Annotated in this window: 22 protein-coding genes and 2 pseudogenes; 9 read left to right on the top strand and 15 right to left on the bottom strand. The window is 70.9% G+C overall.

All coding sequences use genetic code 11. The features are described from left to right. Positions 1-28: 28 nt before the first annotated feature. Positions 29-1,990 (bottom strand): annotated as a pseudogene (locus ABD858_RS28350) (glycoside hydrolase family 84 protein); the annotation flags it as partial. A gap of 348 nt (positions 1,991-2,338) precedes the next feature. Here ABD858_RS28350 and ABD858_RS28345 point away from each other — a divergent pair. Beyond that, positions 2,339-3,274 (top strand): threonine/serine dehydratase, encoded by a 936-nt coding sequence (locus tag ABD858_RS28345; protein ID WP_345042724.1) that lies wholly within the window; start codon positions 2,339-2,341, stop codon positions 3,272-3,274. A gap of 314 nt (positions 3,275-3,588) precedes the next feature. On the opposite strand, the gene ABD858_RS28340 is transcribed toward ABD858_RS28345, so the two are convergent. Next, positions 3,589-4,899, bottom strand: a complete 1,311-nt coding sequence (locus ABD858_RS28340) for a TolB family protein (protein WP_345042722.1) — start codon at positions 4,897-4,899, stop codon at positions 3,589-3,591. Between the two features lie 261 nt (positions 4,900-5,160). Between ABD858_RS28340 and ABD858_RS28335 the strand changes: the two genes are divergently transcribed. Beyond that, positions 5,161-5,613 (top strand): NUDIX domain-containing protein, encoded by a 453-nt coding sequence (locus tag ABD858_RS28335; protein ID WP_345042720.1) that lies wholly within the window; start codon positions 5,161-5,163, stop codon positions 5,611-5,613. Positions 5,614-5,637: 24 nt separating this feature from the next. On the opposite strand, the gene ABD858_RS28330 is transcribed toward ABD858_RS28335, so the two are convergent. After that, positions 5,638-5,985, bottom strand: coding sequence for an FAD-dependent monooxygenase (locus ABD858_RS28330; protein ID WP_425586265.1), 348 nt, complete (start codon positions 5,983-5,985; stop codon positions 5,638-5,640). A gap of 522 nt (positions 5,986-6,507) precedes the next feature. Here ABD858_RS28330 and ABD858_RS28325 point away from each other — a divergent pair. Further along, a complete protein-coding gene (locus ABD858_RS28325) occupies positions 6,508-7,023 on the top strand; it encodes a hypothetical protein (protein WP_345044961.1) in 516 nt (171 codons plus the stop codon). Between the two features lie 118 nt (positions 7,024-7,141). Here the strand turns inward: ABD858_RS28325 and ABD858_RS28320 are convergent, their stop codons facing one another. The 5 genes from ABD858_RS28320 to ABD858_RS28300 all read right to left on the bottom strand — a co-directional run bounded on the left by ABD858_RS28320 (position 7,142) and on the right by ABD858_RS28300 (position 11,869). Then, positions 7,142-7,783 (bottom strand): LutC/YkgG family protein, encoded by a 642-nt coding sequence (locus ABD858_RS28320; protein ID WP_345042717.1) that lies wholly within the window; start codon positions 7,781-7,783, stop codon positions 7,142-7,144. Next, positions 7,780-9,255, bottom strand: a complete 1,476-nt coding sequence (locus ABD858_RS28315; protein ID WP_345042715.1) for a lactate utilization protein B — start codon at positions 9,253-9,255, stop codon at positions 7,780-7,782. The genes ABD858_RS28320 and ABD858_RS28315 overlap by 4 nt, the downstream gene beginning before the upstream one ends. Beyond that, positions 9,255-10,019, bottom strand: a complete 765-nt coding sequence (locus ABD858_RS28310; RefSeq protein WP_345042713.1) for a (Fe-S)-binding protein — start codon at positions 10,017-10,019, stop codon at positions 9,255-9,257. Before ABD858_RS28310 ends, ABD858_RS28315 begins: the two co-directional genes overlap by 1 nt. Before the next feature lie 317 nt (positions 10,020-10,336). Beyond that, positions 10,337-11,344: an MFS transporter gene (locus ABD858_RS28305; RefSeq protein WP_345042710.1), complete on the bottom strand. Its 1,008-nt coding sequence runs from the start codon at positions 11,342-11,344 to the stop codon at positions 10,337-10,339. A 237-nt stretch (positions 11,345-11,581) separates the two neighbouring features. Next, positions 11,582-11,869 (bottom strand): hypothetical protein, encoded by a 288-nt coding sequence (locus ABD858_RS28300; RefSeq protein WP_345042708.1) that lies wholly within the window; start codon positions 11,867-11,869, stop codon positions 11,582-11,584. Between the two features lie 376 nt (positions 11,870-12,245). On the opposite strand from ABD858_RS28300, the gene ABD858_RS28295 reads away from it, so the two are divergent. Further along, positions 12,246-12,368: a hypothetical protein gene (locus ABD858_RS28295; RefSeq protein WP_345042706.1), complete on the top strand. Its 123-nt coding sequence runs from the start codon at positions 12,246-12,248 to the stop codon at positions 12,366-12,368. Between the two features lie 98 nt (positions 12,369-12,466). After that, complete coding sequence (locus ABD858_RS28290; RefSeq protein ID WP_345042704.1) at positions 12,467-13,294, top strand: DUF4253 domain-containing protein; 828 nt, start codon at positions 12,467-12,469, stop codon at positions 13,292-13,294. 61 nt (positions 13,295-13,355) lie between these two features. On the opposite strand, the gene ABD858_RS28285 is transcribed toward ABD858_RS28290, so the two are convergent. Both ABD858_RS28285 and ABD858_RS28280 read right to left on the bottom strand, forming a co-directional pair. Next, positions 13,356-14,435: a zinc-binding dehydrogenase gene (locus tag ABD858_RS28285; RefSeq protein WP_345042702.1), complete on the bottom strand. Its 1,080-nt coding sequence runs from the start codon at positions 14,433-14,435 to the stop codon at positions 13,356-13,358. A 17-nt stretch (positions 14,436-14,452) separates the two neighbouring features. Continuing rightward, positions 14,453-15,847 (bottom strand): aldehyde dehydrogenase family protein, encoded by a 1,395-nt coding sequence (locus ABD858_RS28280; RefSeq protein WP_345042699.1) that lies wholly within the window; start codon positions 15,845-15,847, stop codon positions 14,453-14,455. A gap of 302 nt (positions 15,848-16,149) precedes the next feature. Between ABD858_RS28280 and ABD858_RS28275 the strand changes: the two genes are divergently transcribed. Beyond that, on the top strand, positions 16,150-16,716 hold the full coding sequence (locus ABD858_RS28275) for a hypothetical protein (protein WP_345042697.1): 567 nt from the start codon (positions 16,150-16,152) through the stop codon (positions 16,714-16,716). Here ABD858_RS28275 and ABD858_RS28270 read toward each other — a convergent pair. From ABD858_RS28270 to ABD858_RS28260, 3 genes and pseudogenes are all read right to left on the bottom strand, one after another. Further along, positions 16,689-17,438 carry a class F sortase gene (locus tag ABD858_RS28270; RefSeq protein WP_345042695.1) on the bottom strand — a complete coding sequence of 250 codons (750 nt, stop codon included), beginning with the start codon at positions 17,436-17,438 and terminating at the stop codon, positions 16,689-16,691. The two genes, ABD858_RS28275 and ABD858_RS28270, sit on opposite strands and share 28 nt — an antisense overlap. Then, positions 17,428-18,375, bottom strand: coding sequence for a hypothetical protein (locus tag ABD858_RS28265; RefSeq protein WP_345042693.1), 948 nt, complete (start codon positions 18,373-18,375; stop codon positions 17,428-17,430). The genes ABD858_RS28270 and ABD858_RS28265 overlap by 11 nt, the downstream gene beginning before the upstream one ends. 135 nt (positions 18,376-18,510) lie before the next feature. Continuing rightward, positions 18,511-19,239: pseudogene (locus tag ABD858_RS28260) on the bottom strand (SLC13 family permease); the annotation flags it as partial. Between the two features lie 179 nt (positions 19,240-19,418). Between ABD858_RS28260 and hmgA the strand changes: the two are divergent. From hmgA to ABD858_RS28245, 3 genes are all read left to right on the top strand, one after another. Continuing rightward, on the top strand, positions 19,419-20,753 hold the full coding sequence (gene hmgA, locus ABD858_RS28255; RefSeq protein ID WP_345042690.1) for a homogentisate 1,2-dioxygenase: 1,335 nt from the start codon (positions 19,419-19,421) through the stop codon (positions 20,751-20,753). Between the two features lie 12 nt (positions 20,754-20,765). Next, entirely contained in the window at positions 20,766-21,515 is a 750-nt protein-coding gene (locus ABD858_RS28250) for a GntR family transcriptional regulator (protein WP_345042688.1), read from the top strand. Between the two features lie 64 nt (positions 21,516-21,579). After that, the gene (locus ABD858_RS28245) at positions 21,580-22,761 is read left to right on the top strand and encodes a type ISP restriction/modification enzyme (RefSeq protein WP_345042685.1); all 1,182 of its coding nucleotides are present in this window, start codon (positions 21,580-21,582) and stop codon (positions 22,759-22,761) included. 196 nt (positions 22,762-22,957) lie between these two features. Here ABD858_RS28245 and ABD858_RS28240 read toward each other — a convergent pair whose 3' ends face one another. Both ABD858_RS28240 and ABD858_RS36915 read right to left on the bottom strand, forming a co-directional pair. Then, positions 22,958-23,644, bottom strand: coding sequence for an ankyrin repeat domain-containing protein (locus ABD858_RS28240; protein ID WP_345042683.1), 687 nt, complete (start codon positions 23,642-23,644; stop codon positions 22,958-22,960). Between the two features lie 117 nt (positions 23,645-23,761). Further along, the gene (locus ABD858_RS36915; RefSeq protein WP_425586264.1) at positions 23,762-24,202 is read right to left on the bottom strand and encodes a P-loop nucleotide/nucleoside kinase family protein; all 441 of its coding nucleotides are present in this window, start codon (positions 24,200-24,202) and stop codon (positions 23,762-23,764) included. Between the last annotated feature and the right edge of the window lie 30 nt (positions 24,203-24,232).

Here is a 24,232-nt window from a genome sequence, read left to right as displayed (position 1 = left end):
TGCCGCCGCCGGCGACGTCCCACAGCTGGAGCCGGACGTCGGCCTGGACCAGGAAGACGTCGAGGACACCGTCGCCGACCTTGGGCTGGACCGAGCCCCAGGTGTTGCGCGGCGGAGTGACCCGGACGGCGCGGGCCTGCTGCTGCAGGTCCCGCGAATCGGCGAGCAGCGCTTCGGCCTTGGTCTTGTCCCCGGCCTGCCGGGCGTCGAACGCGTCGAGCATGCTGACCATGGCCTTGCCCCACAGCTCGGTGGCGCTCAGCCAGGGTGCGGCGTCGTCGGTGAACCCTTTGTCCACCGCTCCGCCGCGAATGGTGGCCGGGGCGGCGGCGATGGCGTTCGCGTATGTGCGCAGCGCGGTGAGCGCGTCGGCGCGTCGCCCGTCGTCCCACGCCCGCCAGAACTCGGCCACGCGTGCCGTGAGTCCGGGCGCCTGGGGCTGCCAGGGGGTGCTGCCGAAGGTCGGGGCCAGGTGCTCCAGGTCGCCGAAGACGAGCAGCGCCTCGGTGGCCGCCCGGTCGCCGTCGGCGAGATAGGCCATCGCGCGCGGCCAACTCGTCTTCGCGTCGTACGCCTTGTCGTTCCAGGTGAAGTCCGCGGTGCCGAAGACCGCGACCTTGCTCGCGTACGGCTGGTTCATGGGATTGGCCACGATGCCGGACAGGTGTGCCGAGAGACCGGCCTCGCGCTTGTCGTACGGCGCGAGCAGCAGTCGCCCGCTGGTGTTGCCGAAGTCGTTGACCGGGTAGTTGTCCCAGACGAAGACCTTGCGCCCGAACAGCGCGGACACCTTGTCGGCCTGCGCGTTGGTGATCTCCGGCGGGACGGTGTCGGTGCCGGTCCACATCACCACGACCGCGGGATCGAGGGTGGCCCGCATGGTCTGCTTGTAGGCGGTGTCGGTCAGATCGCCGTACTCCGTGGGCACCATCTGCAGCGGCTGGGTGCCTTCGTGGGTGGCGACGAAGTTCCGCTGCAGGTCGTTGAGCAAGTCGACCTGGGCCCTCGCCGCCGCGGCACGGCCGGGCGCGCCGAACGCCGCCTGGTCCGCCGCGCAGTTCCACCGGGTGTAGCTGATGTCGTCCAGCGGGATGGAGAAGGACCGGGTGCCCAGGTCGTAGAGCGCCTGGAGCTTCTCCTTGAGGGCCTTGCGGTCCGCGGCGTCGGAGTAGCAGATCGAACCGCCCGGGGAGACGGCGAACGTGAAGTGCACATGGTTGGCGCCGGCCCGTGCCACCAGCTCGCCCAGCTGGGCCAGCTTGTCCGCCGGGTAGGGGTCGCGCCACTTGTCGCGGTGGTAGGGATCGTCCTTGGGCGCGTACACATAGGTGTTGGCCTTGACGTCGCCGTAGAAGTCCATCTGGTCGAGGCGGTCGGCGTGCGTCCACGGCGCGCCGTAGAAGCCTTCGATGGTGCCGCGCAGAGGCATGGACGGGAAGTCTCTGACCTGTGCGCCCGCCACCTTCCAGCCGCCGCCGGACGGGACGAACAACTGGCGCAGCGTCTGCACCGCGTAGAACTGGCCTGCGGCGTCCCTGCCGCCGAGAGCGATCTCCGCGTGCGATTTGCCGACCGAGACCCGCAGCGCGTATCCCTCGGTCCTGTCCGGAACGGCCGTGCGGCCGAGCGCTCGCGAGATGTCCGGGCGTGCCGCCGGGCCGAGGCGCACCGTGAGCAGGCCGGCCGCGGCCGCGGGAATCACGTCGGGGGCGACGATGTCCACCCGGTCGGCGCCGTGCGCCTTGAGCTCCCGGACGAGGCGGTCGCGAGCCGCGGGGTCGGTCCGGTCGTCGGCGACGACGAGCACCCGTCCGGTGACGACGGCGGCGCGACCGCTGCCGACGAGCGACTGCGGGGTCGGCGACACCGCGGGAACGGGCGCTTTCGGAGCGGAGGCGGAATGAGCCGCGGGTACGGGCAGGAGCGCCCCGATCCCGAGGGCCGCGGCCAGCGCGAGGCAGGCTCTGGGAGTGATTTTGCGATTTCTCATGAGTTCTCCGTGGTCCGGACGGGTTCGGCCATTGCGGACGGCACTTTGAGAAGGGACACGAACACCCCGTGCGTCACCCCTCTGATCAGTTGAGCTGCATGTCCGTTCATGCTCACTCCAACGTCCTTTCGATCGGGGTCGGAAGGACGTATACCGGAAATTCGAGCTGAGGTATAGACCACTTGCCGTGGGCGTCGGGGGCCGGCCTTCGACGGCGGTGGTGTTGGGCTCGCCCCCGCACCGGCCGCGCGCGAGGACAAGCACGGTGGACATGAGCCGGGTCCGGGTCGACTGCCCGACGTACGACGTATCGTCGCGGTGAAGGCACCTGCACCCGTCGGAGGCGGCATGACCCAGCAGCTCAGCTACGGCGACATCAAGGCGGCGGCCGACCGGATCTCCGGCCGGATTCGCCCCGTCACCCTCGCCCCGTCCGACGAACCCCAGGTGTGGCTGGCACTGGAGTACATGCAGCACACAGGCTCCTTCAAGGCCCGTGGTGCACAGAACTTCATTCAGGCCCACCGCGAGGCCGGCACGCTTCCGGACGCCGGAGTGACCATCGCCTCCGGCGGCAACGCCGGCCTCGCATGCGCGTGGGCCGCCCGGCAACAGGGCGTGACCGCCACCGTTTTCGTTCCCGAAACCGCTCCGCCGGTGAAGGTCGCCAAGCTCCGCTCCTACGGGGCGGACGTGCGTCTGGCCGGCACCGAGTACGCCGAAGCCCTCGCCGCCTGCGAGGACTTCACGCATGCCACCGGCGCGCTGGCCTCCCACGCCTACGACCATCCGCTGATCGCCGCCGGGGCCGGCACCCTGCTGGACGAGGTGCTCCAGCAGATCCCCGACCTCGACACCGTGGTGGTCTCGGTCGGGGGCGGTGGGCTGTTCGCCGGAGTGGCCACTGCCGCGCATCACCACGGCATACGGACCGTCGCGGTCGAACCGGAGAACTGCCGCGCGCTCAACGCCGCCCTTGCTACAGGCCAGTTGGCGGATGTCACCGTCGACTCTGTCGCGGCCGACTCTCTCGGCGCCCGCAGAGCCTCCCGAATGGCCCTGCACGCCGCCCAGCAGGACGGTGTGCAATCCCTCCTCGTACCGGACGCGGAGATCACTCGCGTCCGCCAGGCCCTGTGGGACGACCGCCGCATCGCGGTCGAGCACGCCGCAGCCACCGCGCTCGCCGGCCTCACCGCATCGCACGGTTACACACCCCGGCACGGCGAGAAGGTCGCCGTCGTACTGTGCGGCGCCAACACCGACCCGAGCGATCTGGTGTAGGCGGCCGCGGGCAGCCCGGTCCTGGATACGCCCGCGCGACGTCCGAGGATGCGGAGTGGGGCCGGAAGTTCCGTACGTTCCTGCATGGTCGGACGTGGACGCATACCGAGGGGTCGACGGCGCTGTTCAACCAGGCGGTGGGCCGGCTGTGCCGTCACCGGGTGCTGCTGCCGGGCGTCTCGCCCTGTTCCGAGCAGGTCGCACGGAAGGCGCCTGACGGGCAAAAGCCTAGGTCAGGCGCCTTTCCCGAGCCCTGCCGCCGGTGGTGGGCCAGCGGCAGGGCTGCGGTGGAAGCGATGGTCCGGCGGTCGTGGTCAGTAGGTGCGGACGAACACGTCGGCGGCGTTGTTGGTGTCGCCCGGCACCAGGGTGTCGTTGTCGGAGGAGAAGGCGATGGTCCGGCCGTCGGAAGCCATCGAGGGGCGGAAGGAGGACTTGGTGGCGGTGACGGGCCCGTCCACGACACTGGTGGTGCCGGTCTGACGGTCGCGCAGGAAGATCCTGGCGGGGACAGCGTACGGGTCGGTGCCGGGAATCATGTTGGCGTGGTCGGAGTTGAAGAGGACGTAGCGGCCGTCGGCGGAGATCTGCGGGGCGAGCGCGCCCATGTCGTAGAGCCAGTCCTGGGTGGGCTCCTCGCCGTCGAGGGTGAGGTTGACGCGTTCTGTGGTGTTGTTCTGGCGGTCGCGGACGAAGATGTCGTCGGACTGGTTGGTGTCGTACCGGACCAGGTTGTCGGCGCCGGACTCAAAGGCCACGAACCGGCCGTCGGCGCTGATGGACGGCGCGGTCGAGCCGGTGTAGGACAGGGCCTGCTGCCCGGCGCTGTTCACGCTGACGCGGGTGATCGCACTGGTCTGCCGGTCCAGAACGAAGATGTCCGCGTCCTCATTGGTGTCGTTGGGGACCAGGGTGGAGTCGGCGGACGCGAACGCGACCGATCGCGCGTCGGCGCTCAGCGACAGCCCGTAGACGCTGAAGGAGCCGAGGTTCTCCGTGGTGCCCGTGACCAGGTCACGCAGTACGACTCCGCTCTTCGGAACCTCGTGGGCCAGGTAGCGGCCGTCCGGGCTGAACGACACCGCGTACGACCAGCCCGCGTTGTACCCGCTGGCGATCCGGGTGGTGCTGCCGGTCTGCCGGTCCCGCAGGAACAGGTCGGCCTTGCCGTTGGCGTCGCCGGGCACCAGGTTGTCCGCGTCGGAGGAGAACGCCACATACCGCCCGTCCGGACTGATCACGAGGTGGCCCTGGTGGGACGCGGCCGTCCCCTGGGCCCCGCTGCCGGACACGCTCACCCGCTCCGTCGTCCCCGACGTGCGGTCCCGCACGAACACGTCCATGACGCCGTTGGTGTCACCCGGCACCAGGTTCGCCGCCTTCGACGTGAACGCCACGAACCGGCCGTCCGCGCTCAGCGCGGTCTCCTGATCGGTGCTCATGCCCCCTTGAGCCTCGCCCGTGCTGGACACATTCACCCGCTCGTACCCCGGGGCCACCTCGGCGTGGGCCGGCGCCGCGCTGAGGGCGGGAAGCACGGCGGCAAGGGCCAACGCGGCCGTTGCCGCCGCCCTGCCCCGCATCCCCGGCACGGTCCGTCCCGAGGTAAAGGTACCTGTGAACATGAGGTCTCCTTCAGGTCGGTTGCTGGACATCCATGGTCACCAACCGTCCTGACGTACATCTGACGAGCGGCTTACTCGCAGAGAACGACAGCGGCCACGCGGGCCTGGCGGCACAGCGGCAGCTGACCGTACAGCGCGCGGTGGCCGCACCGGCGCCCGGCAGTCGGCCTGGAGCCCCCGACCATACGAATGGAAGCTCGACGTGGGCGGCGTCGTCCAGCAGACTCGGCTCCTGTGGAACCCGGAGCCCGGAGGCGCACAGTGGAGAAGCAGATACGGTCCCGTATCTCGGCGTACGCGATCGCCACCGCACAGGACGACCTGCTGCTGACCGAACTGTCCGACGCCTCACCGGCCTTCGAGCCGGGGCTGTGGCACCTGCCCGGTGGCGGGATCGATCCGGGCGAGCAGCCGCGCGAGACGCTGGCGCGCGAGTTGTACGAGGAAACCGGGCTCGAACTCCTCGATGCCCGCCTCGTCGACGCGCGCACGTACACGGCTCACCGGCTCGGGGTGACCTGGCACCTCGTCGGGCTCTTCTACCTCGTCGACCTCAAACCCGGCCCGCCCAGGCTCAACGAAACCGACGGATCGACTTCCGCCGTCTCGTGGATGCCCCTCGCGGACCTGGACGAATCGATGCTGTCCCCGGCCGCGATCGACGCTCTGGGGATGATCGGTGCGCGAGAGGCCCAAGGCACGGTCACTCGCTGAGAGCGGCAGGCCGACGGCCTGACCTCAGTACGCCTTCAGCGCGATCGCGTCGGCAGCCTTGTGGATCGGCTCGATCGCCTTGGCCATGATGCGGTCCTTGCCGGGCATCCGGTTGAGCAGCGCCAGCATCATCATCGAGATCCGGACCTGGCCCTTGGTGCGCATCACCATCCGCTTGATGTTCGCCGGGCCGAGGTCCTGGTTGGCCCGTACGAACGGGCGCATCTCGCGCTCGTACGCAGCGAATCCGGCAGCGTGGTCACCGGCCGCGGCGGCCAGTTCCCCGGCCAGCACGTACGCGCCGACCAGGGCCAGGCTGGTGCCCTGCCCGGAGGCGGGCGAAGCGCAGTACGCGGCGTCGCCGACCAGCACCGTCCTTGCCCGGCGCGGCCGGCCGCGGGACCACGGCCCACTTGGTGGCCGGCCTGGCGACCAGGAACAGTCCGCGGCCCGATTCGACCTCCGGGCACGGGACCGCCGTGGGAACCGGAATCCTTTCGGTGCGGGTGTCGGTGACCTCGATACGGCTGCGCGTGTAGGCGGGAGATGACGGACATGAACGACGAGCGTCCGGAGGACGACTCCGGGACGGGCGTCCTGCACATGTTCGGGCGGCAGTTGAAGCTGTTCCGCGAGCGGGCGGGGCTGGAACGACGGGGCCCACTCACTCGGCCACGATGTCATCCGGACGGCAGCTCTGACAGCCGTGTGAGAACCGCGGCTCAGGGGCGTCACTCGATTGGGGGGAAGCCCCTCTCGGCTTCTCCCCAACGGCCGAAAGCCGGTCGGGCCTTCGTCAGGGCTGACCGCGATGACGCCGCTCATGAGCAGGTTGCGGCCCCGAGGGCCCGGTGGTGCTGTTGTCGTGAGGTAAGGAGGGTGCTGCGCTTGCGCATGCCCCTTGCGCACCAGCCAGCCGCACATCTACACGCCCTCGGCGACGTCAACGGCGGTCCGCAGTTCACCTACATCTCGCTCGACGACAGCCGTATCGTCCTCGACCGGCTCCTCGGCCACGGCAAGCGCTCCACGGCGGACCGGGTGGCCATCCCGCACACGGTGTTCATGACCCCGCCGCTGGCGACCGTCGGGCTGACCGAGAAGAAGGCCCGCGCGGCCGGACACCGGGTGAAGATCGCCAGCCAACCGGTCGCCGAGATCATCGCCATGCCGCGCGCCTACATCGTCGAGGACCCCCGCGGGATGATGAAATTCGTCCTCGACGCCGACACCGACGACATTCTCGGCGCCGCCCTGCTCAGCATCGACGCGCAGGAGATCATCAACACCGTGGCGCTCGCCATGCGCCACGGCGTCAAGGCAGCCGAACTCCGCGATGCCGTCTACCAGCACCCCACCTCCACCGAAGCCTTCAACGACGTCCTCGCCACCATCGTGCGGGCCGATTGACGACTTGCCGCTCGGACCGATGACGCTCTGATCCACACATGCGATCGCGTGGCATCGAGGAAGGAAGGGGGCAGCCGTGACCGGCACATCGTGACGCCGCCCTCTCCTGTACGACCGGCTAACCGACCAGGATCACTTCCAGGGTGCGCGGGCCGTGGACGCCCTCCACCCGGTCGAGTTCGATGTCGCTCGTCGCGGAGGGGCCGGAGATCCACGTCTGCGGACGGACCGGGTCCAGGCGCTCCAGGCCCTGGGCCACGGAGTCGACGATCCGGTCGGCCGGCACCACACAGATGTGGTGGTCCGGGACGAGCGTGATACGGCGGCGGCCCTGGCCCGGCCCGGCGTCGAGCACGATCGTGCCCGTCTCTGCGACGGCCACGGCGCAGCCCGTCACCACACTGTCCACGGCGTCCAGTTCACGCGCGGAGGACGCGGGATCGTCCGGGACGATCCGCGCGGTGACCTCGGTGGTCCATCCGTCGGGCAGGCCGTCGGGCACCAGGACGGACTCCGCGCCGCGCTGCGTGAGCAGTGAGGCGATCAGCGCCGGCAGGGCCTCGGCGTCGGGGCAGCGGTGGACGATGGCCCGGTAGTCGGCGAGGTTCTCGGCGAGCAGGTCGGCGGTCTGCTCGGGGGTGCGGTCGCCGTGCACCCGCAGATAGTCACGCAAGACGGGGGCGTCCTCGGGCCGCTCGGTCCCCGGTACGTCGGCCAGGGCGCGGCGCAGGCGTCCCAGCACCCGGTCTCGGCTGCTCACTTGGGGTCTCCTTCCGGGCGGGTGCGCTTCCACCAGTCGCGGAAGGACTCGGCGGGGACGGCGGGGATGTCGCGGGTGTCGGTCCACGCGCGGCCGGGGCCCGGGAGCCGCTTCGGGTGGAGGCGGCGGGTGCGGGCGGCGAGGCGCTGGGCGGTGGCCAGGGCGGTGGGATGGTCGAACATCCAGCCGACGGCGCGCATGGCGGCGCGTTCGGCGGCGTGGCCCTTGGCGGGCCGGATCGTGGTCCGAGTGCCGCGGATCGTCACCCGGCCGCCCTCCACGACGCGTTCCCGCAGATGGACGAGTACTTCGGGAATGTCGATGGCGACCGGACAGACCTCGTAGCAGGCACCGCACAGGCTGGACGCGTACGGCAGGGAGGCGTCCAGCTCGGTCTGCACGCCTCTGAGTTGCGGAGTGAGGATCGCGCCGATCGGGCCGGGATAGGCCGATCCGTACGCATGGCCGCCGGCTCGTTCGTACACGGGGCAGACGTTGAGGCAGGCGGAGCACCGGATGCAGCGCAGTGCCTGCCGGCCCACCACGTCGGCGAGGGTGTCCGTGCGCCCGTTGTCCAACAGGACGAGGTGGAAGGTTTGCGGACCGTCCTCGTCGGTGGTGCCGGTCCAGGTGGACGTGTAGGGGTTCATCCGTTCGGCGGTCGAGGAGCGCGGCAGGGTCTGCAGGAAGACCTCCAGGTCCTGCCAGGTCGGCACCACCTTCTCGATGCCGACGACGGAGATCAGCGTCTCGGGGAGCGTCAGGCACATCCGTCCGTTGCCCTCGGACTCGACCACGACGAGCGTGCCGGTCTCGGCGACGACGAAGTTGGCACCGGAGATGCCCACCTTGGCGCGCAGGAACTTCTCCCGCAGATGCAGCCGGGCGGCTTCGGCCAGGGCGCGGGGGTCGTCGGTGAGATCCTCGGGCGCCGGCCGTCCCCAGTGCTCCATCTCCCGGCGGAAGATGTCCCGGATCTCGGACCGGTTGCGATGGATGGCCGGGACGAGGATGTGGGACGGGAGGTCCTTGCCGAGCTGCACGATGAGTTCGGCCAGGTCGGTCTCGTAGGCGTGGATGCCGGCCGCCTCCAGTGCCCGGTTGAGGCCGATCTCCTGGGTGGCCATGGACTTGACCTTGACGACCTCGCTCTCACCGGTCGCCCGGACCAGCCTGGTGACGATGCTGTTGGCCTCGTCCGCGTCGGCCGCCCAGTGGACCTGGCCGCCCGCGGCCGTCACGGCCGCCTCGACCTGTACGAGGTAGTGGTCGAGGTGGCGCAGCGTACGGTTCTTGATCGCGGCGCCCGCGGCCCGCAACTGTTGCCAGTCGTCGAGTTCCGCGACGGCCTTGGCCCGCTTGTCGCGGATGGTGTGGGTCGCATGCCGCAGATTGGCCCGCAACGATTCGTCCTGTGTCGATTCGGCCGCCGCCTTCGGGAAGGCGGGCATACCGAGATAGGTGCCGCTCATCAGGTGCCCATCGGGTAGGGGGATTCTTCGGTGGATGCCAGGATCTCGGCGATGTGGACCGGACGGACGGCGGAGCCGCGCCGGGCGAGGGTGCCGCCGATGTGCAGCAGACAGGAGTTGTCGACCGTGCAGACGGCCGAGGCGCCGGTCTCCTCGATGTGACGGGCCTTGTCGGCGCCCATGGCGGCGGAGACGGCCGCGTTCTTCACCGCGAAGGTGCCGCCGAAACCGCAGCATTCCTCCGCACCGGCCAGCTCCCGCAGCTCCAGGCCCTTGACCTGCGACAACAGCGCCAGCGGGCGCCTGCCGAGCCCGAGCAGACGCAAGCCGTGACAGGTCGGGTGGTAGGTGACGGTGTGCGGGAAGTAGGCACCGACGTCCGTCACCCCCAACACGTCCACCAGGAACTCGGTCAGTTCATAGGTCTTGGGCACCGCTTTCGCCGCCGCGGACGCCAGTTCCGATCCGCGCCCCTCGGCCTGTGCCTTCGCGCCGATGCGCGGGTAGTTGTCGCGGACCATCGCGGCGCACGACCCGGAGGGGGTGACCACGTATTCGTAGTCCTCGAACGCCGCAGCGTACCTCCGAATCAGCGGCTCGGTCTCGTGGCGGTATCCGGTGTTGAACTGGGGCTGGCCGCAGCAGGTCTGGGCGGCCGGGAAGCCGACCTCCACGCCGAGCCGTTCCAGCAGGGTGACGACGGCCCGTCCGGTCCCCGGATACAGGGTGTCGTTCACACAGGTGACGAACAGTGCTACACGCATGCTTCCTCTTTCGCGGGCCGGGGGGACTGCGGGGCCCGGTCGACACGTGCTGCGGCCCGGTCCCATGCCTCGGGCTCACCGGCCGGAGCGTAGTGGTGCAACGGCCGGGTGGCGCGGAGCAGCGCGCGCAATGTCGGCGATTCCGCCCGCCGAGGTCTACTAGAGGGCGTGTTTCGAAAGTCCCGCCTGGTCGGGAACGCCCGGCACGCACGCTCGCCGCGTTGTCGGTCGTCGGCGCAGCCCGCTGCGCTCTCCTCCCTCCGCCTTGCGATCGCACGCACCAGACGCCCCCGACCCCGCCCTCCGGGCGGACGACGCTACTTTCGAAACACGCCCGAGGCCGCCGGCCGCGCCGTGACCGGCTCGGTCGGCGTACGGCCGGAACGCAGCCCGGGCGCCAGGGCCAGCGTGACGGCGATGGAGGCGCCCGCCGTCACGGCCATCGCCGTCGAGGGCGAGGTGTACTGGGCGACGGCACCGGCGAGGGCAGCGCCCATGCCCTGCAGGGTGAGCATGCCGGAGGTGTGCAGCCCCAGGGCGTGCCCGCTCAGCGCGTCCGGTGTCAGGGCCATCAGGCGCTCCTGGAGCAGCAGGCTCGCCGAGTAGCCGAGCGAGGAGAGTGCGACGGCGGCCACCGCGAGGGGCAGCGCCGGGTGCAGCACGAAGATCAGGTAGGGAGCGGCGAGCAGCAGGCACAACGGGGTGCTGAGCCGGGTTCTCCATCGCGGCGGGACGAACCGGCCGGTCAGGGTGTCCCCGGCGAGCATGCCGAATGCGGCGGACGCGAAGAGGAGCCCGGAGTGCCGGGGTGCGTACGGAACGTACAGGGACTCACAGCCGACGATCAGCCCGTTGGGCACCCAGAGGGCCAGGTAGACATGGCGGCGGGACCCGGCGGACCACAGGCGTGCGTCGTTCCTCCAGGTCTCGCCGGCCGACGGCCGTCCGGCGGCGCGCGGCGGACGACGGGTGAGCCCGAGGCGGGCGGCGACCGCCGCAGCGAGGTAGAGGGCGGCGCCCGCAAGCAGCGTGCCGCGCGGTGACAGGGTGGTCACGAGCACGCCGCCCGCCGCGAAGCCGCAGATCTGCATGGTGCCGACGGACATGTTGAGCACGGAGCGGCCGAGCAGATAGCCCTCCCTCGTGAGGTCCGGGTGCTGCTCGACGCCCGCCTGGTCCGGCGCCGGCGGGCCGGGCGGTCCGTGCTGTATTTCCGGACGGACGCCGGCGAGGTCCTGGTGAGGGCGCAGGGACGCTGAGCAGCGTCGGAGGCCCCGTATCGCGGCTGACCCGCTTCCCGACGCCAGAGCGTCACGGGCCGCCACTGCCCCTCCCGGCAACGTTTGCCCCGTCGCGACGCTCCCCCAGCTACCTCCCCCAGCTACCTCCCCCAGCTACCGCTGGGGGTGCCCCCAGGGGTGCCCCCGGGCGTGCCCCCGGGCACGCACGCTCGCCGCGTTGGCCGAAAACCCAAGGAGCGCTGCTCCGAGGGTCTTCGGCCGCCTTGCGATCGCACGCACCGGACGCCGCTCCTTGACCGGCAAACGTTGCCGGTCACAGCACTAGACGCCCGAGAACCGGCGGGGAACTGTCTCCAGGGCGCCTGCACGCACCCCTTCGATCACGAGCTCGTGCAGGTTGCGGCTGTCCCGCTCGGATGGGCAGTCCACGGGGCTGCCGGAGACGGTGAACCAGTCGGACGCGCCGCTGTACTGCACCGCGACCTGCGCCTGGCTGCCGAACCAGGTGGTGTGCACGTCCAGCTCACCCGTGATGACACCCGCCTCGTCGGTGCGGACGCCTCCGGGCCCGGTGAACACTCCCGTCGTCGTCCACGATGCCCAGGCCATGTGAACCTCCAGGGAATCCGTGATGCGTCTTTCCAGGCTACGGCCGCAATCGCCCACGAGCCCGGGCGGATACCGGAGGCCGAGGCGAACACCTCAGGATCGACGAGTCGTGGAAGCGCGATTCGAAGGAGTACGGCTTCAACGACGAGGAGTTCGAGGTCGCGTTCCAGTTCGCCATGGAAGGCCACCACGTGGTGGCCCGCGGCGAGGACACCCCGGCACCCGGCGCCGAAGGAGACCGCCGGCTCGACGCCTGGGTGAACGGCATGCGGGCGGAATTCAAGAATCTCCCGACCACGAACGAAGGACATTCCAGAAGCATCTTTCGGACGCCGACAAACAGGGCGCGAACATCGCCGTCATTCACTTGTCGGAGATGTCGAAGTCGGATGCCATGGACTGGACCGTTGAGCGGCTGGGCGACGCCAGAAGGACCGTGAATCCGTCCACCGTCCGCATCATGGGGAACGGTCACGACAAGACGTTCCACGCGAGATAGGATGATCCGGCCACAAGGAACCGACCCGGAGGGATTCTTACGGGAGCGATATGAAACAAAATCCGAGCAAGGAATCCCTCCGGGCGGTCCTCGGTGAAATGGCGCGTGCCGATTTCATGGAAGACCGCGGGGACGCCGGCCCCGCGGTCTTCGAATCGGCGGTCTCCGACTCCGGAATCGAGGTCCATGGAGTCCGTGTCCCGCCGTCCGTGGCCCGCGCGGCCTGGGAATTCCTCCGTGCGCGGCACGGCCGGAGCGGTTGGTATCCGTTCCTGACCGTGTTCGGCCCGGTCGAGCTGGTCGCGCACGACCGCGGCGGGCAGCCCTGGGGTGGCGGAAGCCGGCAGCTCCTCGACGCAGCACTGGCCGCGGACCCCGAGGACGTCGTTTCCGGCCTCGTCCACTCGGTATTCCGGGAGATGGCGGAAATCTACATTCCACCACGGTCGGACGACGACCTCCGGGAGATCGAAGAGATCCGTCTTCTGTTCGACGCCGACCACACAGCCCTTTCCCTGTGCGCCGAATTCTCCGAACCTCTTCCCGGAATTCCCCGGCGTGCCGAATCAATGGGGCGGAACATGTGGCTGAACCTGGTCCGGGCGCGCGGCGGATACGGAATTCCGGCGCTTTTCCCCCGCCTGCTGCAGACCCCCAATTGGTCGGGATACCCCGACGACCGTGAGCTTCTGCCCGCGGATCATGTCGCTGTCCTCGGACACTGGCACAAGACGCACGGCGCGGATTTCTACTATGCCGACTCGGCTGCTCTCGACCTCCTGGTGAAGAATCCTCCACGTGACCGGCGCGCGGCGGCGAAGGCCGCCGTCGAGCAGTATGTGTACTGTCCCGACAGCATCCCGGATCCGGAGTCGGCGGGAAACGGGCAGGTAGGTTCCTCGGTGTGGTCGTTCTGGTGGGACTGACGGCCCGAGACCGTGAACACCCCGGCCGCGCGGCAGCGGCCGGGGTGTTCGCAGCTTGGGATCAGAAGACGACCAGTGTGCGGCCGCCCTTGCCTGCCAGCATGTTGTCGAACGCCGCCGGGATCCCGTCCAGGCCGATGCGCTCGGTCACCATCGCACCCAGGTCGAGGCGGCCGGCCCGTACGTGGTCCGCCAGGACCGGGAGGTCCGTCGACGGGTCGCAGTTGCCGTAGACGCAGCCCGACAGGGTACGGCCGAAGTGGAAGATCTCCAGGGCCGTGAAGGACACGACCTCCTCCTTGCCGCCGATGCCGACGACCGTCGTACGGCCGCCGCGGCGCGTGCAGTCCCAGGCGGCGCGGATGGACACCGCACGGCCGACGCACTCGATGGCCGCGTCGACGCCGTGGCCCTCGGTGAGCCTGCGGATCTCCTTGGCCGTCGTGGCCGAGGCGAGGACGAAGTCCGTCGCCCCCGCCGCACGCGCCAGCGCCTCCTTCTCCGGGGAGACGTCGACGGCCACGATCCGGGAGGCGCCCGCGATACGCGCCGACTGGAGGACCGCGAGGCCCACCCCGCCCACCCCGAACACCGCGACGGACTCGCCCTCGCGCACCCGCGCCGAGTGGTGGACGGCTCCATAACCCGTCAGCGCCGCGCAGCCGAGCAGGGCGGCGTCCGTGAGCGGAATGCCGTCGGGCACCGGGAGGACGCAGTGCGCGGCGACGACGGTCTCCTCGGCGAAGGCGGCGACGCTCAGACCCGGGTAGACCTGCTTCCCCGCCGCGTCACGGGCGTACGGCTGTCCCGCACCGGCGAAGGCGTCGGCGCACAGCCACACCTCGCCCAGGACACAGTTGGGGCAGCTGCCGCACGAAGGCGCCCAGTTGAGGACCACTCCGTCACCGGGGGCGACATGGGTGACGCCCTCGCCGACGGAGACGATCGTGCCCGCGCCCTCGTGGCCGAGGACGGCGGGGACGGGCTGGCGCAGGGTGCCATTGGAGAGGGACAGGTCGGAGTGGCAGACCCCGGCGGCGGCGAGGCGGACCCTGACCTGGCCGGGGCCGGGTCCGGGGATGTCGATCTCGCGCATCTCCAGCGGGGAGTCGACGGCGGGCAGTATGGCGACGCGGACCACGATCTCGTACTCCCGGCTCAGAACTGGAGGGACTTGGTCTGGAGGTACTCTGCCAGGCCGTGCGGGCCGAGCTCGCGGCCCACGCCCGACTGCTTGTAACCGCCGAAGGGAGCAAGGGGGTTGAAGCGGCCGCCGTTGATGTCGATCTGGCCGGTCTGCATACGGCGGGCAAAGGCGACGGCTGTGTCCTCGTCCGCGGCCCAGACGCCTCCGCCCAGGCCGTACACCGAATCGTCGGCGATGCGCAGGGCCTCCTCCTCGTCCTCGTAGGCGAGTATCGACATCACAGGGCCGAAGATCTCCTCCTTCGCGATGGTCATGTCCGGGGTGACGTCGGCGAAGACGGTCGGGCTGACGAAGTAGCCCCGCTCCAGGGGTGCTTCGGGGCCGCCCGCGACGATCCGCGCGCCCTCCTCGACACCCCGCTCGATGTAGTCGCGCACCCTGGCCTGCTGCTTGGCGTTGACGAGAGGGCCGATGCGCTCGCCCGGGGTGTACTTGGCGACCGCGGCGGCGGCGAGGGCCACGGCCTCGTCGTACTGATCGCGGTGGACCAGCGTCCGGCTCAGGGCGTTGCACGACTGGCCGGAGTTGTTCATCACCTGGGCGACGTTGACGTTGATGGCCCTGGCCAGGTCGGCGCCGGGCAGGATGACGTTGGCGGACTTGCCGCCGAGCTCCAGGGCGACCCGCTTGACGGCGGCGCCTGCGGTGGCGCCGATCTGCTTGCCGACGGCCGTGGAACCGGTGAAGGAGACCATGTCGACGTCCTCGTGCTCGGCGAGCGCCTGTCCGGCGACCGCCCCGAGGCCGGTGACCAGGTTGAACACGCCCGCCGGGAGGCCGGCGTCGTGGACGGCCTCGGCGAACAGCTGGGCGGTGAGCGGGGTGTCCTCGGCGGGCTTGAGGACGAGCGTGCAGCCGGCGGCGAGCGCCGGGGCGACCTTGGCGACGATCTGGTGCAGCGGGTAGTTCCAGGGTGTGATGGCGCCGACCACGCCGACCGGCTCCATCAGCACGGTGGAGTTGCCGATCCTCTCCTCGAAGGAGTACGAGGCGGCGAGTTCCGCGTAGGAGCCGGCGACCACGATCGGGAGCCCGGTGTGGACGTTCTGTGCGAGCTCCAGCGGTGCGCCGAGTTCGGCACTGATGGTCTCGGCGATTTCGTCCTTACGGACGAGCAGTGCGTCCCGCAGGGCGGCGATCCGCGCAGCGCGCTCGGCGGGCGGGGTGGCGGCCCAGGCAGGAAGGGCGGCGCGGGCGGCCCGCACGGCCTCGTCGATGTCCTCGGCCGTTCCGGCCGGGACCTGGCCGATGATCCGCTCGTCGGCCGGGTTGACGACCGCGATCGTGTCCGTGCCTGCGGCGGGCCGCCACTCGCCGCCGATGTACATCCCGTCGTGGGCCTTCATCGCATCCTCCGCGTCTTCGTCGTCGGCGCTCGAGCCGACCGCCGTTGGTTCTTCGCCTGCCAGAAGGTGCCAGTAATTCCTCGGTAAGGGGCTGCTCCTGGCCTCCCGCAGCAGTCTGCCCCGCTCCCGCGGTTCCCCCGCACTCTCCCTGCAGCGCGAGAACGCCTGCCGGTCGGGACGGCTGCGCGAGGCCATCGCGACCGGGCTGCGCGCCATGGAATCGGCCGAGCGGTCCGGCGATCCGACGGCGGCCGTCTTCGAGCGGGCCGATCTCGCGGAGCTGCATCTGCTGGCTGGAGGAGGTGGCCGGGGCCGGGGAGTCGGCGGACACCGCGGTGCAGGACGCGGAGCCGCACACGGGCTGGTGCGCCCCGTACGCCCTGGTGACGCAGGCGCGGGTACGGATACGTACCGGCGACGAGGGGGCGGCGGAGCTGCTGGAGCGAGCCCGGAATGCGGCCGTCGCCCAGGGTGACCGCCAGGCACAGCGCACCGTGCGTTCGGCGCAGGCCGAACTGTCCGTGCGGGACGGCCGCCCGAAGGAGGCCCTGGAGCTGTTGGCGGCCCAAGTCGAACCTGGCACCGCGTATCTCGCCGCCCGGGCCCGGCTGGGCTGCGGCCGGCCGGACGAGGCGGCCGAGCCGGTGTGTGTGGAACGCGCCGGTGAGGGCCCGGCCGAGACCGAGGCCCTCACCGTGCACGCCGTCGCGCTCGCGGCCTTGGGCCGCGAGCGCGACGCGCGGGAAGGGTTCGACCGGGCTGCAGCCCTCGCGGACGCCCTTCCCTACCCGGCGGGGGCGCGCCAGGCGGTCCGGGCCCGGGACCGCGCGCTCTCCCCGCCTCAGGACTCCTTGACCGCCGTGAAGTGAGCGAAGACGACGACGTTGGAGGCGTAGCCGCCGGTACGGTTGTACGAGCCACCGCAGGTGAGCAGCCGCAGCTCGGCCCGGCCCGTCTGTCCGTACACCTCCATGTCGGGAAACTCCGACTTGGCGTAGGTACGCACGCTGTCGACGGTGTACACGGCCGTCCGGCCGTCCGCGCGGGCGACGTCGATGACATCGCCCTGCTTGAGGGCCGCCAGGTTGAGGAAGACGGCCGGACCGGACCGGGTGTCACGATGGCCGGCCACCACCGCGGTCCCCACCGTCCCCGGGGTGGGGCCGTCCCTGTACCAGCCGACCAGGTTCGGGTTGTCCACCGGCGGAGTGCCGAGGCGGCCCGACGCATCGAGGCCGACCCCGACGGTCGGCGCCGCGATCTCGAGGGCGGGGATGATGACGCCGGTCGCGGGCGACGGGGGCAGTTCGGCCGATTGTGCCCCGGCCGGGACCGGCTGCTCCGTGGCCGGGACCGGCTGCTCCGTGGCCGAGGCCGACTGTTCCGTGACCGGGGCCGGCTGCTCCGTGGCCGGCTCCGAACGCCCCGAGGACCCCGGTGCCGCGGGGACGCTGACGGCAGCGGCGGGACGTTCGGTCTCCTCGCGGTGTGTCCACCAGACTCCCGCGGCCGCCAGGGACAGGGCCACGCAGACCGTCCTGGTGAACCGGTAGGACCGGCTTCCGCCCGCGTACCAGGGCTTACGCCGCATCGTCGGCTCGCCGACGGGCCCGCCGCACGATGGCGTAACCGCTCAGCCCCGCCAGCCCTCCGGCGACCGCGAAGCCGGTGGACAGCAGGCTGTCGGGCTGGGCGGTACCGCCGCCACCCGCATCGACGGGGCCGTTGAGGGCACCGCTCTCGGCACGGCCATGGCGGTCGGCCCGGCCGCCGGCGAAATCGTCGACGGCGTTGCCGTTGACGTTCTGCGTGCCGCCGCTCGGGGCGCCGTTGCTGTCGGGCCCGCCGTTGGCGTTCCCGTTGCCCGCGTTCCCGCCGTTCACGTTCCCGCCGTTCACGTGGCCTCCCTCACGATTGCCGCCGCCGTAGGCGTTCCCCACGTCACCGCGGCCGGCCCCGTTCCGGCCGCCACTCTGCGTCTGCCCCCGGTTGCCGCTGCTCGCGTCCCCGTTGGCCGCGCTGCCCGGAGCAGGGGCTGCCGCGTCGGACTCCCCGGGCACGCCGCGGGGCATCGCGGCGGGCCGGTTGTTGTCGGCGACGGCGTTCTCCGGCCGGCAGGCGACGTCGAACTTCCGGTGCTTGGCAACTCCCGCCGACGTCCAGGAGAGTTCGTAGTGCCCGTCCGGCATCGACTGCGGTTCACTGTGACCGGTGCCCGACGCAAGCGCGATGCTGCCCGAGACGCCCGGCTGTGCGGCTTGTCCGGAGGAGGAGGGAGAGATCGTCCAGTCGACCTTCTGCGCCGTGTCGAAATCGGACGCGGCGAGATAGAAAGTGCAGACCTTGGCGTCGCTGGTCCGATCGTTGAACGGCGTGCCGACCTTGTGGACCTTCATATCGCCGTTCTGACCGGGAGCGGCGACGGCGGCCGGCGCACTCAGCAGGGCAAGGCTCCCCAGAACCAGCGTGGATGCGGCGATCATGCCCGAGAGCGCGCCGACCGGGCGCGGGGTTGAGGTGACAGCCATGCGAGGCTCCTCCATGCGTGACGATTTTCCTACAATCAGGTGCGACCTCCTGACTGTCCGTCACGCGGATGGCGAAGGGGCGCGGCGAAACGCCACGCCCCCCTCAATATCGCCCGCCCGGCCGATGCACGGGCATCAGATGATGCCGAACAGGATTCCGACGGCCGGCACCACCAGCGAGGTGAGCGGGGCCCATTTGACGGTGAACCTGGTGTGGTCACCGAACTCGACCTTGGCCATGCCGACCAGGACGTATACGACGGGGACCAGCGGGCCGGACATGTGCAGCGCCTGGCCGACCAGCGATGCGCGGGCGATCTCCAGCGGGGAGACGCCGTGCGCGGCGCCGGCCCCGGCGAGGACGGGCAGGACTCCGAAGTAGAAGCCGTCGTTCGACATGAAGTAGGTGAGCGGAGGGCTCAGGAGCCCGGTGACCAGCGCCATGTGCGGACCCATGGCCTCGGGGGCGGCGGTGACGAGCCGGTCGGCCATGTGCTCGACCATGCCGGTGCCGGTGAGGACGCCGGTGACGAAGGCCGCGGCGAAGACCATGCCGGCGATGTTGAGCACATTGTCGGCATGGGTCGCGAGCCGCGCCTTCCGATCGGCCATGCGCGGGAAGTTGACGGTCAGGGCGAGGGCCGCGCCGAGCAGGAAGAGCACCGGGATCGGCAGCCACTCCATGATCATGGCGGTGAGCAGCGTGACAGTGAGCGCGGCGTTGAATCAGTACAGCCGGGCACGCAGCGTCGGGCGCTCGGGGTCCAGGCCCCGAAGGCCCTCCTCGGGCTCGTGGTCCGCAACGGCCCCGCCGTCCGCAGCGGCCCCGCCGGTGGACTTGCGGGGCGTACCGCCGCCGGCGCCCCGCGCAAGCAATGCGAGCGAAACCCCAGGTCAAGGGCGTGTCGGCGATCAGCCGGCCGGTCCGGCACCCGAGGACGGACATACCGGTCGACCGGACGGACGACGGCCGCCCCGTTGACTGTCCGCGACCGGAATCCTACTGTCTTCCATAGGATTCCATTCGTACCCAGGAGCGGACGATGAGCGGCATCGAGGAAACGCGCAAGATCGCGGCAGGGCTCACCGAGGGGTCGTACTCCCCCGGCTTCGGCAACGAACACAGTTCGGAGGCGGAACCGGGCGCCCTGCCCCACGGCCGCAACTCACCGCAGCGCGCCCCCCTCGGCCTCTATGCGGAGCAGCTCAGCGGCAGCGCCTTCACCGAGCCCCGCGCACACAACCACCGCTCCTGGCTCTACCGCATCCGCCCCTCGGCCGCACACCCCCCGTTCGTACGCATCGACAACGGCAACGTCCGCAGCGCCCCCTTCACCGAGACCACCCCCGACCCCAACCGGCTCCGCTGGAACCCGCTGCCCGAACCCGCGCCCGGCACCGACTGGCTGGCCGGTCTGTGGACGCTCGGCGGCAACGGCGACGTGACACAGCGCGCCGGCATGGCGATCCATCTCTACCACGCCAATGCCTCGATGGACCGGGTGTTCGGCGACGCCGACGGAGAACTGCTGATCGTCCCCGAGCACGGCGAACTGCTGCTGCGCACCGAGCTGGGCCTGCTCGTCGCCCGCCCCGGTGAGGTCGCGCTGATCCCCCGCGGAGTGCGCTTCCGCGTCGAGCTTCTGGAAGAGACCGCACGCGGCTATGTCTGCGAGAACTACGGTCAGCCCTTCCGGCTCCCCGACCTGGGCCCGATCGGCGCCAACGGCCTGGCCAATGCCCGCGACTTCCTGGCGCCGGTCGCGGCGTACGAGGACGTCGAGGGCCCGGTGCAGGTGGTCAACAAGTTCTGTGGCAACCTCTGGGCCGCGACCTACGACCACTCCCCGCTGGATGTCGTCGCCTGGCACGGCAACCACACGCCGTACGTCTATGACCTGCGCCGCTTCAATGTCATCGGCTCCATCAGCTACGACCACCCCGACCCGTCGATCTTCACGGTGCTCACCTCGCCGTCCGACACCCCCGGCGTCGCGGGCGTCGACTTCGTCGTCTTCGCACCGCGCTGGCTGGTCGGCGAGGACACCTTCCGGCCGCCGTACTTCCACCGCAATGTGATGAGCGAGTACATGGGCCTGATCGAGGGCGCCTATGACGCCAAGACTGCTGGTGAAGGGGGCTTTGTCCCCGGCGGCGGCTCGCTGCACAACATGATGTCCGCGCACGGCCCCGACCGGGAGACCTTCGACAAGGCCAGCGCCGCCGAGCTGAAGCCGCAGAAGATCGACGACGGTCTTGCCTTCATGTTCGAGACCCGCTGGCCGGTCACCGCCACCGCCCAGGCCGCGACCGCCGACCACCTGCAGTCCTCCTACGACGACGTATGGCAGGGTCTTGAGCGCCACTTCAGGCCGTAGTACGGAGATGCCGTGACCGCCTTCGCCCCCGACTCACTGGTCCTGAACCGCAAGCTCCCCTTGTGGTATCAGGTCTCCCAGTCCCTGCGCGCCTCGATACTCGGCCGCCGTCCGCAGGATCCGCTGCGGCTGCCCACCGAGGAGCAGCTCGCCGGGCACTACGGCGTCAGCGTGCTCACCATGCGGCAGGCGCTCAAGGAACTGGAGGCGGAAGGCCTGATCACCAGGCACCGGCGGCGCGGCACCTTCATCGAACCGGGCGCCCGGCGCGGCTCCCCCGTCCGGCTGCTGGGCTCGGTCGACGCGATCGTGGCCCAGCAGTCCGGTGAACGCACCACCCTGCTCGGGTACGGCCCGCGGGCCGTACCCGGCGAGCTCGCCGAGTACTTCCCCGGCCTGGACGAGATCATGACGTACCGGCGGCTGCGCTACGACGGCGAGAGCGGTGAGCCCAGCAACTGGGCCGAGAACGCGCTGCGCCCCGATGTCGCCACCGCCGTCGACCCCGCCGACCTGGAGCGCTGGCCGATGACCAAAGTGCTGCGCGACACAGTCGGGGTGCGGATCAGCCGGATCACCGACACGGTCGAGGCCCGGCTGGCCGACCCGGAGACGGCCGAACTGCTGCGGGTCCCGCTGCTCAGCCCGATCCTGCACTACACGGGCGTGACCTACGACAAGGACGGCCGAGTCGTGGACGTCGCACTGATCCGCTACCGCGGCGACCGTTTCTCCTTCTCGGTCACGGTCGAGGCGCACTGACCTCCGGGCCGGCGACGCGGCTACGATGCCGCCGACGGCACACGCTGACGGGGAGGACGTCCGCATGACGGCGACGCGAACCGGCGCGCCGGGGGGCGACACGGCCGGCGCCCCGCCCCTGGACGATCTGATGCCATGGTCGACGGCACCGCCGCGAACGGGGCGCGCCTGGGTCCTGGCTCCGGACGCCCGTACGCTGCGCGAGCGCTGGGACAGGCTCGTCACCGCGGAGGGCACGGAACGCGAGCGGCTGTTCGGCCCCACCCGGTCCCGGACACCGCGCAGCACGACTGCCGCCCTGCCCGGCCATGCGACGAGCACGACGCGCTTCGCGTACGAGTCCGGTCCCTGCCCCGCGCCCGTGCGGGTCCTGCGCGACGCGTTCGACGAGCAGTGGCTGATCCCCGACCACCGTCTGATCGACGCCGCCCGGCCGGAGCTGTGGCGTGTGGCGGACGGGCGGCAGCTCTTCATGACCGAACAGGGCGCCGCGCTGGTCCCTTCGGCCGTGCTGCCCTTGGCCCCAGGGCGGGTCCGGCCGCTGTACCGGCGCCCCGGCGGCGTCGAACCGAACCTCGCGCCCGGCCTGCTCACCCTTCTCTCCGGGCGCTACGGCCGTCCGGTCACCGCCGAGTCCTTCCTCGCCTGGACCGCCGCGGCCGCCGTCCCCTCCCCCACCGGGTACGCGGTCCCGCTCACGGCCGACACCGGGCGCTGGGAGGCGGGCGTCGAACTGGGCCACCGGATCGTCTCGCTGCAGCTGCGCGGCACCCGCGACGGCGAGCGCCCCCGGCTCCCGGGAGGACGGCGGCCGTATGTGAGGGCCGCCCTTCCGCCCCGTCCTCGGGAGCTGCGGTACGACCCCGAGGAGGAGGTGCTGCACATCGGGGAGGGCCGTATCTCGCCGGTACCGGCCGAGGCCTGGGACTTCCACCACGCCGGGGAGCGGGTCCTGGAGCGCTGGTTCGCGGCTCGTACGACGGAGGCGGAACCCGGCACTCTGGAGGCGCTGGGCCCCAGGGCGTGGCCTCAGCAGTGGACGTCGGAGCTGCTGGAGCTGATCACGGTGCTCGCGCTGCTCGGCGAACTCCGTCCGCGGCAGGAGGCGTTGCGGCACTGCCCGCTGATCGGCCGGGCGGAACTGCACGAGGCCGGGGTGCTGCCGGTGCCTGCCGCGGCTCGCCGCCCCGCCTCCGTGCTCGGCCTCCGGGAGGAGGGGCCCGACGGGCAGTTCGCCCTCATCTAGGCCCTGTCCGCCCGCCGGCCCGCGAACACTGCGACCGGCCCGAACAGTTGAAGGACGGCCGGCACAGCGACGCCGACGCGGAAGCGGCGGCTCCACCCGAGGCCAGGGCATGCTGGACGGGCGCCCGGCGGCGAGCCGAGCGTCCCAGGCGGTACTCCGAGTCGCATCCGGTCCGTGTCCGGGGCCAGTCCGCCGGTCAGGACGCGGGGTCCTGCGGGGCGGGCGGCGGAGGCGGCGGCACGCGCGTGCGTTCGATCCTGGACCAGCCCTCGGGAGTCACGCGGTAGTGGTCCCCGTAGTCGGCGTCCATCCGCGAGTGGCCGTGCACATGCAGGACTTCCTTCTCAAGGCAGTAGGTGAAGCCGCCCATCATGCCGACCACCCGGAAGACGATCTCCACGGCTGGTCCCTCCGTCAGTGGAGACAGCGGTGGCAGCAGGTGCTCGATCTCCTCGAAGCAGCGGCCGGTCCTCTCCCGCAGCAGCGAATGGAAGTGGTGCTCCAGCGCATCCGGAGGGGAGGGGAGCTGCCGCGCCACGACCGGCTCCAGAAGCTCCAGCAGATGCGTGTGCCCCTGCTCCCGTGCGACGTCCACGGCGCGCCGCCCGTCCCGGGTGCGCTGTGTGCGCCAGGCGCCGTGTGCGATCAGCCGGGAGACGACGGCGAAGTCCGCGCCGTGCCAGGCCGCCTGATGCAGCGGGGCGAAGCCGCTGCGGTTCCCGGGCCGGGGGAGATTGACCCACCCCGGATGCCTCCCCAACTCCTCGAACAGGCCGTTCCAGTCGGCGTCCCGGGCGGTGTCCGAGAACCGGTCCCGCTCCTGCCGGTACCACTCGCCGAAGCGCTCGCGGTCGGTGAGGCCGTCCCACTCCATGCTGACCATGCGGACACGCTAACCGATCCCAGGCTGCATGCCGGGCTCCGGTGACGAGCGACGTCGGCGGTCCGTCGCCATCGGGGGGCGGGTCAGGTTGAGTCCGGCTCGATGATCTCCTCGCCTTCATCGTGGGGAGGCTCGAATCGGGCATAAAAGTCGTCCAGCGCTGATTCTGCGACCACCAAGGCGTTGGCGTCCTGACGCCGGTTGCTCTCCAAGGCGTAGCAGCAGTTCGTCGCGAGGCACGGGGAAGTACAGGAGCCGGGGTTGCCCTCCGGCCTCGCGGACAAGGTTCTTCCGTTCCTCGCGTTTCTTGCGGGTCAACAGTCCGTGGTCGAGTACGGCGGAGCGGCCGTCGGCAATCAGCTCGATCAGCTCCTCCGGGATCGCGGCAATCACCGGGCCTCCAGCGCGACGTACTGCCGCTCGGGGTAGTCGACGCCTTGACATCCTCGCCCCCGTGAACGAGGGCGATTCCCGCCTACCGCACCGTTGAAGGCTGCGGTGTCGGGTGGGTTCCCGCTTCGCTGCGCGGTGCCGGGACGAGTCCCGGTGCCCGTCCACGGACAGGCGGACCGCCCCGGCCGACTCGAG

The sequence above is a fragment of the Streptomyces sannanensis genome (assembly GCF_039536205.1).
GTDB lineage: Bacteria > Actinomycetota > Actinomycetes > Streptomycetales > Streptomycetaceae > Streptomyces > Streptomyces sannanensis.
The sequence above is the reverse complement of the archived record's forward strand: the minus strand, read 5'-3'. Positions and strand labels throughout refer to the sequence as shown.